This window comes from Roseovarius pacificus (assembly GCF_900142665.1).
Taxonomy (GTDB): Bacteria; Pseudomonadota; Alphaproteobacteria; order Rhodobacterales; family Rhodobacteraceae; genus Roseovarius; species Roseovarius pacificus.
In genome coordinates this window covers 174,112-189,888 of sequence record NZ_FRBR01000002.1, presented here as the reverse complement: position 1 = coordinate 189,888, position 15,777 = coordinate 174,112, and the positions used below count along the sequence as shown (strand labels likewise).

The window sequence follows — 15,777 nt, the reverse complement described above, 5'->3', positions numbered from 1 at the left end:
AAAGCTGGGGAAACCTGGCTGTTGTCCTGTCCTGATCGGCTGTGGCTTCGGCTCACGCGCGACCGCCCGGGTCACGCAGCGTCAGGACGCGCCTTAGATGCACCATCGTGAATATCCGGTCAAGATGCGATCACGAATTTCCGAGTGATATGAACGGGGCGCAGGCCAGCCATGATTTGGGGAATATATACCTAACTAGCCAAAAGCATATTGCATCTCTTGGCTAGCTAAGTTACAAAAATGCAGAACGAGCCTGCATCATGTCGAAGCCTGAAACCCTATCCACCTTTGAGTTCTTCCAGAAGTTCCCAAATGAGGAATCCGCGCGCAAGTTCTTCGAGGGCAAGCGTTGGGGTGACGAGCCTGTGTGCGGGCATTGCGGATCGGTCAGTGTGACTGAGTGCAAAGACCACAAGCCCATGCCCTACCGCTGCAAGGACTGCCGGAAGCATTTCAGCGTCCGCACGGGCACGGTACTGGCCGAGAGCCGCCTACCCCTGCAAAAGTGGCTTCTGGCTATCTACATGCTAACCAGCGTCCGCAAGGGCATTCCTAACGCCCAAATGGCGCGGGAACTTGGCGTCACCCAGAAAACCGCATGGTTCCTTGCTCAGCGCATCCGTGAAACTTGGCTGAAAGACAGTGACGACCACATGGATGGTCAGATGCAGGTTGACGAAACCTATGTTGGCGGGCGTGAGAAAAACAAACATGCCGACAAGAAGTTGCGCGCTGGTCGCGGAACGGTTGGCAAGACTGCTGTTGTCGGCGTCCGTGACGAGGTGGGCGAAGTCCGTGCCGTTGTTGTTGAAAACACTAAGGCAACTACCCTAGAACGCTTTGTGCGCCAGCACTGCAAGGCAGGCGCAACCATTGTGACCGATACGCACGGTGGTTACATCGGCCTGAATGGCGCAGGCTACAACCATATCCACATCAATCACTCCGCTGGCGAATACGTCCCCGACATGGCGCATACGAACGGCATCGAAAGCTTCTGGTCGCTTCTCAAGCGCGGTTACATTGGCATCTATCACTACATGAGCGCCAAGCACCTGCACCGCTATGCGAAAGAGTACTCTTTCCGCCACAACACATCGCAGATCGGAACAATGGACTTCATCGGGATGACAATCGAGCGCATGACCGACAAACGCCTGACCTACAAAGGATTGATTAATGGCTGATAAGAAAGACGATATCCCAAACATTCCAGACAATTTTGACAATGTGGCTGGTGCTATGGTTAGCGAAAGCACTGGTGGCCAAACCGTCTTGGATGCAGTGTATAGTGGACAGCTTCCAATCGGAGATATCGAGCTTGACTGCGCCGTTCTTGACGGTGGTGTCCGAGTCCTGTCTGAACGGGCCGTTCACCGTGCTTTTGGAAGCAAACGCGGCGGCTCACATTGGAAGCGGATGAAAGAAAATGAGGGTGCCGCCAACCTTCCCTCTTTTCTGTCGGCGAAGAACTATTCCAAGTTTATTTCCAATGACTTGGAGGTGGCGCTAAAAGAGCCGGTTTTGTACCGCTCAAACGCTGGCGCGACACCCGCGCACGGCATCAAAGCTGAACTATTGCCAGAGATTTGCGGTGTCTTCCTTTCCGCCCGCAGGGCTGGAGAGCTACACTACTCCCAAGAACACTTGGCTATTCAAGCTGAAGTCTTAATGGAAGCCTTCGCTAAGGTCGGGATTATCGCGCTTGTTGATGAGGCAACGGGGTACCAGCATGACAGGTCGCATGACGCGCTCCGCCTACTGCTCTCGAAGTACATCGCTCAAGGCTTGCAAAAATGGCTAAAGACATTCCCAGACGCGTTTTTTGCTGAACTGGACCGCCTTTACGGAAATGACACAAGCCACGGGAAGCGCCCTCAGTACTATGGGCGGTTTATCAACAAGTATGTGTACGACCCCATAGAGAACGGCTACGTGAAGCAAGAATTGGACAAGCTGAACATCACAGACGAAGGCAAACGCCGCGCCCGTTTTCACCAGTGGTTAAATGAGGAGGGCCGTAACATGCTCATTCACCAGATTGGGCGAGTCCAAGGCCTAATGGAAATGTGCCAAGACATAGAGCACTTCAAGAATGCTGCGACGAAACAGCGAAATGTGTCCATCGCTCCGTACCTCTTCGATGAAATGAACAAGATCATAGATTAATATCAATGGCGCCTATGGCGCCATTTCACACAAGGCTAGTTAAGTATATAGACCCCATTTTGGGAGGTCAGACTCCAGCCCCCAAACCCATCCGCGTGTTGACGGCGGGTCCGCCTCCGGACTCCGGCATTTGCGTCCATCCTGTACGCGGCTTCTCCCGAAAGCCCCGGATTTCGTACAAAACCCGCGTACACTTCGTACGTTTCGTACAAACCCTGAACCTGTCCGCCCCTGCCCGGCCCCCGGCTCGAGCCCGCCGGGGACGGGACGGAACGGCCGGCCATGGCACCTCCCCCCGGCGCATCATGTCTCCGCAATCCGATATCGGGCAGCGGTCTATACAGCGCCGGCATACCCGAGGCCCGCATCGCCGGTACGCTCTCTAAGCCCTTGATTTTCAAGCTGAACGATACGGTCTGCTCCCCGGATGGTCTGCGGGCGGTGGGCGATCACCAGCGTCGTGCGCCCTTCCGACAAACGGTTGAGCGCCGCCTGAATCCGCTCCTCAGTCTCCAGATCCAGCGCCGAAGTCGCCTCGTCGAGAATGATAATCGGCGGATTCTTAAGAAAAGTCCGAGCAATCGCCACCCGCTGCCGCTGCCCCCCGGACAACGCAACACCGCGTTCACCCACGATCGTCTCCAGACCGTCGGGCAGGCTTTCGGCCAGTTCCGTCAACTGTGCGGCATCGATCGCCGCCAGAATATCCTCCTCGCTCGCCCCCAGCCGCCCATAGGCCACGTTTTCACGCAGGGTCCCGCCGAAGAGGAACACATCCTGACTGACCACACCGATCTGGCGGCGCAGCGATTGCAGGGTGAAATCCCGCACATCGGTGCCGTCGATCCGGACACACCCGCCCTGCGGATCGTAAAAGCGCGGCACCAGCGACACGAGCGAGGATTTCCCCGCCCCGGACCGCCCGACAATGGCCACGGTTTCCCCCGGCGCAACGCAAAGCGAAATGTCGCGCAGCACCGGCCGTTCGGCATCGTAGCCGAACGAGACCCCTTCAAACGCTATCTCTCCGCGAAACGGCGGTGCCTCTTGCGCATCGGGCCGCTCCTGCACATCCGGGCGCAGCGCCAGAAGATCCTGATACCGCCTGAATCCGGCCAGCCCGCGCGGATAAAGCTCCATCACCGCCGCGATCTTGTCGAGCGGGCGAAAAAACAACCCAACCAACAGCAAAAAGGCCACGAAACCGCCGATGGTCAGCGCCCCCCTGGCCACGAACACCGCGCCCGCCACCAGAATGGCCACCTGCACCAGCCGCATCCCCATATAGTTGAGCGTCGTCGATGCGGCCATGTGCCGGTAGGCTTCCAGCTTGGTGCGCCGGTAGCCCGCATTGTCATGGGCGAACAGGTCTTTCTCATGCGCTTCGTTGGCGAAGGACTGAACAACCCGCATCCCGCCAAGGTTTTCCTCAAGCCGCACGTTGAACCGCGCCACACTGGAATAGATTTCCTGCCAGGTCCGCGTCAGCCGCCGCCCGAACACCGCGATCAAGATCACGCAAAGCGGAAAGATGCAGGCCGCGATCAGGCCAAGCTGCACGTTGATCGCCAGCATCAGGCCGAACGCCCCGAGAAAGGTCATCACCGCCACGAACAGGTCCTCGGGTCCGTGATGCGCAACCTCGCCGATCTCTTCCAGATCGCGCGTCACCCGCGCCACCAGCGTCCCGGTGCGCTGCTTGTCGAAAAAGGCGAAGGACAGGCGTTGCAACTGCTCAAACGCCTTGCGACGCATCTCGGTCTCGATATTGATCCCCAGCATGTGACCCCAATAGGTCACCACCGCCATCAGCCCCGCGTTCAGCAGGTAGATCAGCAACAGCCCCGCCGCCGCCAGAAGGATGAGCGTCAGATCGCCACTGGGCAACAGATGGTCGATATAGGCCTTGATGGCGACTGGAAAGGCCAGTTCCAGCAACCCCGAGGCCACGGCACAGCCGAAGTCCAGAAGGAACAGGCCCCGCCAGGGGCGGTAATAAGACAGGAAGTTACGCAGCATTCATATCTCGCTTGTCGGCACCGGACAGGGCGGCATGGGTTACAGGAAACGAAAGGTCATTGCGGTACGATCACCGGCGCACCGCCCACCGCATCGGGCACAAGCCGCATCCGCATTCCGAACAGCGTGTTCAGCGCCTCGGGCGTCACCACCTCGGAGGGCGGGCCGCTGAACAATACCCGGCCCTCGCGCATGGCGATGATCCGGTCGGCATAGCGGCAGGCCTGGTTGATGTCGTGCAACACCATGACGATGGTCTGACCATTCTCCTGATTCAAACGGTTGACCAGACGCAAAATGTCGATCTGGTGCGGCAGGTCAAGGAAAGTCGTCGGTTCGTCCAGAAACAGCGCCGGTGTGTCCTGGGCGATGGCCAGAGCGATCCACGCACGTTGCCGCTGCCCGCCCGACAGCCGGTCCACCCGGCGATGTTCCAGTGCGCTCAATCCGGTCAGTTCTATCGCCCGGTCCACCGCCGCCCGGTCAATCGCCGTCATCGGGCGGAACGGTCCCAGATACGGAGTGCGGCCCCGTTCGATCAGGGCACGCACCCGCAGCCCTTCGGGCGTCACCGGGTTTTGCGGCAGAAAGGCGATCTGCCGCGCACAGGTTTTCGGCCCCAGATCATCCCACAGGTCACGCCCGTCGAGCGTGATCCGCCCCGCCTCGGGACGAACGAGCCGCGCCATCGCGCGCAACAGCGTGGATTTTCCGCACCCGTTCGGGCCGATGATCGCCGTGACCCCGGCGCGTGGTACATGGCCGTCCACCCCGTGCAGGATCGGACGCCCCGCCAGCCGCACTTTCAACCCCTGCACGTCAATTCCCGGCATCAGCCGCGCCCTCCCTGCCGAACCAGCAGCACCAGCATCGCCGGTCCGCCAATCATTGCCGTGAACAACCCTGCCGGCAAATGCGTCCCCGCCACAGGAAACCGCGACAGGCTGTCCGCCCCAAGGCAGATCAGCGCCCCGAACAGCGCCGACAGACCCAGACAGGTGCCCGCCTTTCCACTGATCCCGCGCGCCAGCGGCCCGGCCAGAAAGGACACGAACGGCAGCGGCCCCGTGACCGAAACGCTGACCGAGACGATCACCGCCGACAGCGCCGCCGCCGTAAGCCGCACCCGGTCGGGGCGCAACCCGTGGGCGCGGGCGATCTCGTCGCCGGTGTCCAGCCGGTCGACCGAGAACGACAGCCACCCCATGCAGGCCCAACCCGCGGCCAGCACCGCAGCCACGCCCAGAACCCCGGCCCAGTCCGCGCCCGAAAACCCGCCGGTCAGGAACCGCGCGGCCTCGGCGGCCTGAAGACCGGGGCTGAGCGACAGCAGGATATCGGCCACCGTCGCCAGCATCAGGCTGAGCGCGACACCCGTCAGCACCAGCGCCAGGGGCGACAGGCCGCTTTTCCACGACAGGCCCAGAACGGCAACGGCGGCCAGACCACCGCCCAGCAACGCCCCCGGCGCGACCAGCGCAAGAGATCCGCTCAGAACGATGGCGGCAACGCCCCCGGCCGCCGCGCCCGCGCCGAACCCGATGATATCGGGCGAGGCCAGCGGATTGCGCAACATCACCTGCAACACGCTGCCGGCAATACCCAATGCCGCACCGCTGAGTGCGGCAAGCGCGATGCGCGGCAGGCGGAAATGCACCAGAATGGTGTAATCCACGCCTTCACCGGCAAGCGCAGCCCGCCAGTCGAGGGCCGTGCTGCCGCCACCCGCGCCAAGCGTTGCGATCAGCGCCACCAGCAACAGGCCGGACACGATATAGATCAGCCGCGTCCGGGTCATATGTCCCCCGCCGCATGCCGCCGCACCAGCCAGATCAGAACCGGCCCGCCGATCAGTGTCACCCCCAGCCCGGCCTCGATCACCAGCCCCGGCAGGATGATCCGCCCGGCGATATCGGCCAGCAATACCAAGGCCCCACCACCCGCAGCCGACAACACGCACAGAGTGCCGGTGCCCGACGCCCCGGCCATGCGCGCGACATGCGGCGCGACCAGCCCGACAAAGGCCAGCGGTCCCGCCACCAGCACCGCCGCCGCGCTCAGCACGGCGGTTGCGCCCAGTGCAAGGGCGCGCGTCAGGCCCAGAGACGTCCCCAACGCCTGCGCCACGTCCTCGCCCAACGCCATGGCATCGAGCCGCCGCGCAGCGGCCATCGCCAGCCCCGCCCCAACCAGCGCCAACAGCGCCGCAGGCCCCAGCGATCCGGGCGGCACCGCATCCACCGATCCCACGGACCAGTAGCGCAGCGCGTCCAGCGCCCCGTTGTCGATCAGCATCACGCCACGCAGGGCCGCACCCAGCATCGCGGTCAGGGCAGCACCCCCAAGGATCAGCGTCAGAGGATTTCTCATCGCCGCGCCAAGCGCCCAGATCACGGCCGAGGCCAACCCCGCCCCGATCAACGCCGGCACGATCAATTGCCCGGCGGGCAGTGGCCCGCTCAGCCAGACCGTCAGCGCGATACCAAAAGCCGCCCCGGCATTCACGCCCAGAAGTCCCGGATCAGCCAGCGGGTTGCGGCTCAGCGTCTGTATGACGGCCCCCGCCGCCCCCAAAGCGGCCCCGGCCAGCAATGCCGCGCAACTGCGCGGCAGGCGCATCTCGCGCAGCACGATGCCCGGCGCGTCCTGCGGGTCAGGCGGATAGATCAGCGCGGCCAGATCCGACAGCCCCACCCCCGGACGCGCCCCCAGAAGAAGCGAGCCCAGAAACAGCAGCCCCACACCGGCCAACATGGTTGCGCCATGTCTCAGCGCCATAACCCCGCCTCCTCGCTGGGGCCAACGCGGGTCTCCGGGTCGCCATCGGCGGCCTGCTCCAGCAGCGGCACAAGACGCTCCAGCGCATAATCCAGGCTCAGCGCGCTGGCATAGCTCAGCGCCGCCGACAGGTCGGGATCGGCCACGATCTCGCGGCCCTCGCGCGGGGCGCGCATGGTCGCGCGCAGGGGATGGTGGCGCACGGCGTCGACCCCGCCGCCCAGATCGAGCCAGATCACCACATCGGCCTCAAGCGGCGCAGTCAGTTCCCGGTCCAGCCGATAGAAGAATCCGCCCCTGTCCAGACGCTGCGCCGCCTCGGGCATGTCAAAGCCCAAGGCCGTGACGACATCGGTACGCACGTCGCTGCGCGTCAGAACCAACGGCCCGTCGGGCATCGCCACGACAGCGGTTTTCTCTTTCCAGTCCGGATGGGCCCGCCTGATCCCTTCAAACTGCGCTTCCACCCCGGCGATCACCTCGGCGGCTTTCGCCTCACGCCCCACCGCACGGCCGAAGGTGGCGATCATGCTGCGCCACGACGCACCGAAGTCACCCGCGCCGGGCGGCGGCGCCAGCACAGGCGCGATGCGCGATAAGGCGTTGTATTGCGAACGGGTCAGCCCCGAATACATCGCTTCGATCAGATCCGGCTCCAGCCGCGCCACCGCTTCGAGGTCGATTTCACCGCGCAGTTGCACAGGCGCGCTTTCCGTCTTGCCGACCGTGTCCAGCATCGGGGCAGCCCAAGGCCACAGCCCGCTATCGTCTCCGCCATACCAGACCCGGTAGGCCATCGGCCGCACCCCCAGGGCCAGCCAGTTGTCGGCACCGTTATAGGACAGGGTCACGATCCGTTCGAGCCGCGCCTCGATCCGTGTCGTGCCCCAGACATGGCCGATCTCGACCGGCTGCGCCACCGCGATCCCCGGCCACAGCAAAAGGCAGACAAGACGAAGGACTGCGGTCATGGACGCTCCGTTCCGCATGGGTGATCGGGACAGGACTGGCTTGGACGGGCAAGGCGGCGCACAAGGCGGCGCGATCCGCGTCTGGCTGTGTTGCGGCAACCTACACGGCAGGCAAAGCAGGTCAATATATTGACAACCGGGATGGGCCGATCCTACAAAACGCACAAGCCAAGCGATTCCGCCCAGCCACCGGTTTTCCGGATATTTGGAGGGCGCATGTCTTTTCACCCCAGAATGTATGCCTCGGTTCACGGCTTCCAGCCGCTCCATCGCCTGCGCAGTCTGGACCTCGGGCAGATGGCCGTGGATTACTGGCACGTCCAGTGCGAAACACAGGCGGGCGGGCGCTATGTGTCGATGCACCCGCGGTTCGTTCTGCTGCTGGATGGCCGAAAACTGTCGCTGGCCCGCAACCGGCACGATATCCCTCGCCCCTGCGCCGCGGCCTATATCCCGGCGGGGCTGGAACTCTGGGGGCAAACGAACCGTCCGGGCCCCCTGCGGCACCTGGATATCCACCTGCCGCTGAAACGACTGAAAGAACTGACAGGCCATGGCGTTCCGCTGGACCGGCCCGTTTTCCTGCCCGATCTTGAAGGGCTGGACGCGCTGGCGCAGGTTTTAATCGGGGAATGCCGCGCCCCCTCGCGCGCGCGCCGTCACGCCGCGATGCTGGCGCAGGCGCTGATCCTCGAAGTGCTGCACCGCTCCCCTCCTGTCGCTGGCACCGCCACGAACAACGGCACAGCCCGGCCCGGTCCCTGGCTGACCATTCTCAGAGCTCATGTCTTCGAGAACATGGACCGCCGCATTCCGGTCGAACGGCTGGCCGAACTGGCCGGCATGTCACGAACCCATTTCAACCGGATATTCCGGCACGAAACCGGGCTGTCGCCCTATCAATGGGTGATGGACATCAGGATCGGCCATGCCAAGGCCCTGTTACGCAAGGGTGTGCCGTTTGTCGAAGTGGCCAGCATCACCGGCTTTGCCGATCAGGCGCATTTCAACCGGGCATTCAAGGCGGCAACCGGCCTGGCCCCCGGTCTTTGGATAAAAGAACACACCGGCACAGCCCCCGACCCGAATCTTCAAGACAATCGTTCTTGATTGTTTTTATCAGGCTTTCCAGTAGCACAACAGCGCCCTGCCCGGCCCGGACATATTGCAACCGGGGGTGACAGGGTAAAAAAACCGGAAGGCCGATACATGAACCGTCAAAACCCGCGCCCCATGCGCGCCCTGCCCCTCACACTGTCCGGGCTTCTGCTGCTCGGCGCTTCGGGCGCGGCGCTTGCCCAGTCGTCCGATGACGCCTTCGATCTGGGCACCTTGATCCTGCGCAACCAGGAAGACGCCACCGGCCCCGTGGGCGACGACACCAACCCGCCCACCGTCACCGGATCGAAAGTCCCGGTCACACTGAACGAAGTGCCGCAATCGGTGTCGGTTCTGGGCCGCGACGAAATCGAACGCTTCGGCGCGAACCGCACAAGCGAGGCCCTGCGCTATACCGCTGGCGTCACCTCGGACGTGTTCGGCGACGACAACGATTACGACTGGTTGCGCATCCGCGGGTTTCAGGCCGACCAGACCGGGATCTATCTGGACAATGCACAAAACCTGTCCTTCGCCTTCGGGTCGTTCTTCATCGACCCTTACACGCTGGAGCGCATCGAGGTGCTGCGCGGGCCGTCCTCGGCGCTTTATGGCGGGTCCAACCCCGGCGGTATCGTCAACTACGTTTCCAAACGGCCCGGCGGGCGCATTCGCGAACTGAGCGTCGGGGTGGACGATGCGACCGGAGGCTGGCTGGAATTCGACATGGGCGACGATCTGGACGGCGACCGCTCGTACCGCGTGACCGGACGCATCGAAGGCGGCGACAAGTACGACGCCTTCAACAAGGGCTGGCGCGGCACGCTGGCCCCGTCCTTCCGCTTTACCGCCGACGGCGGCACCGAGGTCACACTTCTGGCCAATATCCACGTCGCCGACGAAAAGCACAACGGCAGCACCTTCCTGCCCTATTTCGGCACGGTCGAACCAACGGCGCAATTCGGCTTCATCGACCCGGACGCCAATTTCTCGGACCCCGACTGGGACAGCTACAAACGGCGGCAGGCATCGGTGTCGGCCATCGTCGAACATGAATTCGACAACGGCTTCACCTTCACCGGGATCGGACGTCTGGGCGTCGCCGAGGTGAAAGAACGATACTATTACCCGTTCGGCTATGCCGGATATGCCACGACACCGTCGGATGCCCAGGGCACGCTGAGCATGATCGCCTTCGAACATGACACGCTGGTCAAGACCGCACAGACCGACCTGCGGTATTACGGCACGGTCCAGTCCGGCGCGGTGGAACACGACCTGCTGTTCGGCCTCGACGCGCGCTATTACGAACTGGACGAAACACAGGCCTCGGGCTTTGGCACGAACCGGGTGGTGAATCCGCTGGCGCCGGGCATCCCAATTCTGGGCGCGCCCTATCAGGACGCAACCACCAAACAGGATCAGGTGGGCCTCTACGTGCAGGATCAGATTCGCTGGGGCAACGGGTGGCTGGCCACGCTCAACCTGCGGCATGATTTCGTCAACACGCGGCAGGACGGTGCCGGGGCCTTCAGCCGCCATGACAGCGAAACCTCCTACCGTGCGGCGCTGGCCTATGAGGCGGAAAACGGCTTCACGCCCTACCTGTCCTACTCCACCTTCTTCAATCCGCTGATCGCCTCGACGACAAGCGGCGTAACCGACCCCGAAACCGGCGATCAGATCGAGGCAGGGTTCAAATGGACCCCCGATGGCGGCCCCTTCTCGCTGACGGCGGCGGCGTTCCGTATCAACCGCGAAAATGTCGTCACCGGCGTCTTCCCGAACCAGTCGCAACTGGGCAAGGTGCGCTCCGACGGGGTCGAGATCGAAGGCCGCTACGATTTCGGCAACGGTCTGCAACTGGCGGCGGCTGCCACCTTCCTCGATGTCGAAATCCGCGACGACAGCAATCTGGCGCTGATCGGCAATACCCCCACGCTGATCCCCGAATCCGAACTGTCGCTGTACGGCAGCTACGAATTTTCCGGCAGCCTGAAAGGCCTTCAGATCGGCGCGGGTATCCGGCACCGGGGCGAAAGCTATGCAGACCCGGCCAATACGCGCAAAGTGTCCAGCGCCACCGTCTACGATCTGTTCGCCAGCTACGATTTCACCGACAGGCTGAGCGGCCAATTCTCGGTCACCAATGTCGGCGACAAACGCTATGTCACCGGCTGTCAGGATCTCTACACCTGCTCTTACGGCTCGGGCCGCGAAATCAGCGTGTCGCTGACCTCGCATTTCTGATCGCCGAAACGCGCACCCTGCATATCCGACTATGCCATGACATCCCCCTGACCGGCTTCGGTCCGGGGGATGTTTTCATCTGCGACAGGCGCAATCACTGCCGTAGCGAAAGTATCCCCGCCCCGACGATCAGCGCCATGCCGAGGGTCGAGATCATGTCAGGAACCTCGGCAAAGAAAATCAGGCCCCAGAGGGCGGCAAATCCGATATAGGCGAAATCGAAGGCCCCGATCACCGCGGGCGGGCCATTCTGATAGGCGATGGCCGCGCCGATGCTGCCGATCAGGATCGCCACCGCCATCAGCCCCATCGACAACCATTCGCCCCCACCCATCGCAGCCCATGGCGCAAACAGAAAGCCCTGCCGTAAGGTGTCGGGCAACAGCAGGATCAGGCTTGCGGCCAATGCCCCGGCAATGACGAACGCCACGTTCAGCGCCAGCGACAGAACAAGAGGGTTGTGATCGCGGCACTTGCTGCGCGTCAAAATCATCGCCCCCGCATAGAGCATGGCCGAGACAAGCGGCAAGATCGCATAGGCGTTGAAATCGTCCGCACCGGGCCGCAGGATCAGCACCACGCCCAGAAACCCTGCGAACACCGCGATCCAGCCTTTCGGTGAAATCCTGTCACCGATGAACAGGGCGGAAAACAGAGTGATAAAGATGGGCAGCGTATAATAGGCGGCAGCCGCCGCCGACAGCGTCAGTTTCGGCAGCGAAAGATAGTAACAAATCCACATCACCACCAGCATCAGACTGCGCAGCCCGACCCATCCAAGATCGCCCGGTACGCGCAGCCCCGCGGGCGCGGCGACCGCAAGCGCCAGCAACAGGACCGGGATCGCGATCAGCGACCGGATCACGAATATCTGCCAGATCACGAAGTTTCCGCTGGTCAGCTTGATCAGCGCATCGCCCAAAGACAGCGCCAGCACGGTCAGGACAATGACGCCCACCGCCAATGGAATATTATCTGCTCTCGGGCGTTGCGATTTTACCTGCGCCATCCGGCCGGCCCCTTTGATCAGGAAAGAACATGACAGGAAATACGGGCCGCGCAATGCACGCCTCCCCGCCATGCCCTGAACGACACTGCGCAGGAATGATCCACGCCGGGTAGAACCGCCCCGGCCCGTCTCCGATCAGGCGCTCCAGTACCCCGCAGCGTGATAATCACCCCGCCCAAAGCCGTTCTCCGTCAGCCTTTTGCGCGCCGCAACCGCCTCTTGCCGCTCGGCGGCAAAGAATACGTACCGGTCGTTCTCGGGGCAGTCCAAGCCTTCAAGCGCGCTCAGCGGTGTTTCCGCACCACCGCGCGTAACCCACCTGACGCTCACGCCCTCGGGATGTTGCAGATCCTGAATGTCGGCGGCTTCGGGCACGAACAAAACCGCCGCCCCGCGCGTCCCCAAAGGCGCTTCGGCGAGGATACGCGCCGCGACCGGCAATGCCGTTTCATCGCCGATAATGCCGATCCAGCCTGCCTCGGGCCGGTCGCTGCCGCCCGGCCCGGTCAGCGCGATCTCGTCACCGGGGCGGGCCTGCAACACCCATTCCGTCACACGGCCCCCGTCATGCAGGAAAACATCGAAGGTGATCCGCGCCGGAACCTCCTGCGCAGCAGAATCCGTTTTCGGCAGCATTTCGATATGACGGGTCGTATAAACCGGACGGTGCCAGTTCCCCGCCCCGCCGGGCCAGACGGTGATCCCGGCGGAATCGACCGCAGGCCAACCGGCGTTCTCCGGCCCCAGCAGGATGCGAAAATGCATCCCGCCGCTGGCAAGCCGCCCCAGATCGGACCCTTCGATCGTAACTCGTACAAAAGACGGCGAGATTCGTACAATTTGTACGATTTCGGCAAGGCTCAGATTTGCCGGTTTAGGCGATGTTGCCCGCGTCAGCCATCGTGGCGTCACCCCCAGTTGCCCAAGCCGCTCGGCCATCAGATCGCGCAGAACCTGCAGGTTGACCGCATCGCGCGCCGCCATCCGGATACCGGTGCCCGGCCCTTCTCCCATCACCTCGACCGTGCCCATCTTGAGCCGCAACCGCAGCATGTCCGGGCTGCGCTCGACCCTCAGACCAAGGGCCTGCGCCCCACTTTCGAAACGCTCCATGGCCTGGTTCGCCGGAAGGTCCAGATACGCGAGAGATTCTTCCATCATGCAGAATATACCAGTTGTTTCAGTGACTTGATCAGAACGTGTAATCCAGACGCACACCGACCTCGCGCCGATCGCCCAATGTGGCCATCGCACCGGGACCGTATTCATACTTGAAGTATTTCTCGTCCAGAAGGTTGGTCGCATAGACCGTCATGCGCGCGCCGTTGTTCCAGCCGTAACCGAAACTGACATCGACGGTAGTATAGTCGTCCAGCGTCAGTGGCCGCGCCAGCCCCTGCTCGATCCGCGACATGGACGACCCGGTATAGGTGGCGCTGCCGTTGGCAAACCACCCGGTCTCGCCACCCCATTGGAATCCAAGTGAAATGTTGGTTTCCGGTGCGCCGGGGAACGACAATCCGCTGTAATTGATGCCACCGGCGCTGAAATCCTTGAACTCGGTTTCCAACAGCCCGATCGACCCGTAGAGGTCCAGACGTTCGGTCGCGGCATAGGTCAGCTCGATCTCCCCGCCATAGGATTCGGATTTGCCGGCATTGGTGATATAGCTGGACGCAGGGTTGAGCGGGTCCGCCCAGACCTCGACCTGCTGTTTGTCCCAATCCTGGTAGAACAGGTTGACCGCTACGCCCAGACGATCCTCCATGAAACGTCCGCGCCAGGCCAGTTCATAATTCCTGGCGCTTTCCGGCTCGTATTCGAACAGCATCCCGGTCGAGGCCTGCACCCCCGAACCGCCGGGGCGGTATCCCTCCTGATAGGTCAGCGAAACACGCTGATTTCCGGCAAAACTGTGCTCCAGGCCGAACTTGGGCAATACGACCGTATCTTCGAAACTTGCCGTGGTATTGCTTGTCATGACGCCGTTCTGGGAAAAGAATGCCGTTTGCTTCTGATCGATATGATCGACGCGCGCCCCGGCAATGGCCCGCCAGCCCGGCACGAATTCATATGAGATTTCCCCAAAGGCTGCGAGATTGGTAATCTTGGCGGAATTGCGGCTTTCGTCCAGTGTCAGCAATTGCTGCGTCCGGAACGAACTTTGATTCTCCTCCGAGAAATAAAGCCCGGCAACCCACCGCAGCGGACCGTCATCGTAGTTCAGGCGCAGTTCCTGCGACAGGATTTCCTGATCGAATTCACCATCGACGGTCAGGAACTCCCCCGGTGTACCGTGGTTGATGGAATGACGGTCGGTCACCGAATTGGTCCAGCCCGTCATCGAGGTCAGCTTGAGCGCGTTCGAAAATTCGTGACTGACTTCGATACCGAAATTCTTGACCGTGGTTTCACGAACATCCTGAAACGCCGGAATCTCGGTCAGGCCAAGCAAACGATAAGGGTCGTCGGGCAGGATGGTCCCCCAGATATCGCCGCGCCGAGCGCCATACAAAGGCGCGTTGCTGGACCAGTTCGGCCCGGCGATATCGTTGGAGGTCGGACCGTCGAACGAGTGCGAATAGCTGAGCAGCACCTTCGTCTCGTCGCTGCCCGTCGGCAACCAGAGCAGCTTGGCGCGCAGGTTGTGATAATCGTCGGTCTTGAAATCGCCGTAACGCTGGAACCGCTCATAGGACGGATAATTGAGGTCCGTATCCTTCTGCGACCATTCCCCGCTGAACCGGAAGGCCAGTTTGTCGCCAAGTGCGTTTCCATAAGCCAGTGCGATCTGGCGATGGTTGTCTTCACCATAGGTCATCTGGGCACGGGCCGAAGGTTCGAACTCGGGGTCTTTGGTGCGCAGATAGATCGCCCCTGCCAATGCATTTCGGCCCGTCAGGGTGGACTGTGGGCCACGGTAAACCTCAATCTGTTCGACATCGAAGGTCCCGCGCAGCCCGCGGCGGGTGCCTTCGACCGTCTGCTGAACGCCGTCGATATAAAACGAGGCCAGCGGCGCTCCGATCCCGCCCGGCGTCAGACCCTCGGAATTGACGCCCCGGATAACGAAACCGCTTTCGGTGAAATCGCCGGTATTGACGTTGGCGATGCGGCGGAAACTGTCCCGGTAGGACGAAACCTCGGGCATGCTGAGCACCTCTTCGCCAACCACCGCCACGCTGGCATTGGTTTGCGATGCATCCTGTGTGGCGCGGTCGCCATAAAGAACCAGCGTTCCCAGATCGAATGCCGGAAGGTCCTGGGCGACGGCTGCGCCGGCGGCGATGAAAGAGGTGCTGCCGATCAGCGCAGCAAGTGTTTTATATCCAGCCATATTCCAAATCCGAAGATTGTCCCGAAGGGCATACTGCGTTTCTGGCTGGCTTTCGCTGGCGTCGGCCAATTTCTTACAGAAAAACTCAGCTTTATAAAAGCACCCTCTGTCACCGGATGCAAGCCGACAGCAAACACGTGTCATTT

At 62.2% G+C, this 15,777-nt stretch carries 12 protein-coding genes; 4 read left to right on the top strand and 8 right to left on the bottom strand.

The features are described from left to right. Positions 1 to 260 precede the first annotated feature (260 nt). Together BUB53_RS06535 and BUB53_RS06525 are read left to right on the top strand one after the other, a co-directional pair. Positions 261 to 1,187, top strand: coding sequence for an IS1595 family transposase (locus BUB53_RS06535; RefSeq protein WP_073033896.1), 927 nt, complete (start codon positions 261 to 263; stop codon positions 1,185 to 1,187). Then, positions 1,180 to 2,169 (top strand): P63C domain-containing protein, encoded by a 990-nt coding sequence (locus tag BUB53_RS06525; RefSeq protein ID WP_084728957.1) that lies wholly within the window; start codon positions 1,180 to 1,182, stop codon positions 2,167 to 2,169. Before BUB53_RS06535 ends, BUB53_RS06525 begins: the two co-directional genes overlap by 8 nt. 336 nt (positions 2,170 to 2,505) lie before the next feature. Here BUB53_RS06525 and BUB53_RS06520 read toward each other — a convergent pair whose 3' ends face one another. From BUB53_RS06520 to BUB53_RS22730, 5 genes are read right to left on the bottom strand one after another with little or no spacing between them, the layout of a single operon-like run. Continuing rightward, the gene (locus BUB53_RS06520) at positions 2,506 to 4,188 is read right to left on the bottom strand and encodes an ABC transporter ATP-binding protein (protein ID WP_073033893.1); all 1,683 of its coding nucleotides are present in this window, start codon (positions 4,186 to 4,188) and stop codon (positions 2,506 to 2,508) included. Positions 4,189 to 4,244: 56 nt separating this feature from the next. Beyond that, the gene (locus BUB53_RS06515) at positions 4,245 to 5,021 is read right to left on the bottom strand and encodes an ABC transporter ATP-binding protein (RefSeq protein WP_073033892.1); all 777 of its coding nucleotides are present in this window, start codon (positions 5,019 to 5,021) and stop codon (positions 4,245 to 4,247) included. Further along, positions 5,021 to 5,986, bottom strand: a complete 966-nt coding sequence (locus BUB53_RS06510) for an iron chelate uptake ABC transporter family permease subunit (RefSeq protein WP_073033891.1) — start codon at positions 5,984 to 5,986, stop codon at positions 5,021 to 5,023. Before BUB53_RS06510 ends, BUB53_RS06515 begins: the two co-directional genes overlap by 1 nt. Further along, positions 5,983 to 6,966, bottom strand: coding sequence for a FecCD family ABC transporter permease (locus BUB53_RS06505; protein ID WP_073033890.1), 984 nt, complete (start codon positions 6,964 to 6,966; stop codon positions 5,983 to 5,985). Before BUB53_RS06505 ends, BUB53_RS06510 begins: the two co-directional genes overlap by 4 nt. Next, complete coding sequence (locus tag BUB53_RS22730) at positions 6,957 to 7,937, bottom strand: ABC transporter substrate-binding protein (protein ID WP_073033889.1); 981 nt, start codon at positions 7,935 to 7,937, stop codon at positions 6,957 to 6,959. The genes BUB53_RS06505 and BUB53_RS22730 overlap by 10 nt, the downstream gene beginning before the upstream one ends. Positions 7,938 to 8,153: 216 nt before the next feature. Between BUB53_RS22730 and BUB53_RS06495 the strand changes: the two genes are divergently transcribed. Then, entirely contained in the window at positions 8,154 to 9,047 is an 894-nt protein-coding gene (locus BUB53_RS06495) for a helix-turn-helix transcriptional regulator (RefSeq protein WP_073033888.1), read from the top strand. 99 nt (positions 9,048 to 9,146) lie between these two features. Next, complete coding sequence (locus tag BUB53_RS06490) at positions 9,147 to 11,285, top strand: TonB-dependent siderophore receptor (RefSeq protein ID WP_084728953.1); 2,139 nt, start codon at positions 9,147 to 9,149, stop codon at positions 11,283 to 11,285. Between the two features lie 94 nt (positions 11,286 to 11,379). On the opposite strand, the gene BUB53_RS06485 is transcribed toward BUB53_RS06490, so the two are convergent. The 3 genes from BUB53_RS06485 to BUB53_RS06475 form a co-directional block, all read right to left on the bottom strand. Then, entirely contained in the window at positions 11,380 to 12,294 is a 915-nt protein-coding gene (locus tag BUB53_RS06485; RefSeq protein WP_073034049.1) for a DMT family transporter, read from the bottom strand. 135 nt (positions 12,295 to 12,429) lie between these two features. Then, positions 12,430 to 13,455: a siderophore-interacting protein gene (locus BUB53_RS06480; RefSeq protein WP_159437768.1), complete on the bottom strand. Its 1,026-nt coding sequence runs from the start codon at positions 13,453 to 13,455 to the stop codon at positions 12,430 to 12,432. Positions 13,456 to 13,486: 31 nt separating this feature from the next. Beyond that, positions 13,487 to 15,631 (bottom strand): TonB-dependent receptor, encoded by a 2,145-nt coding sequence (locus BUB53_RS06475; RefSeq protein WP_073033887.1) that lies wholly within the window; start codon positions 15,629 to 15,631, stop codon positions 13,487 to 13,489. Positions 15,632 to 15,777: the final 146 nt, after the last annotated feature.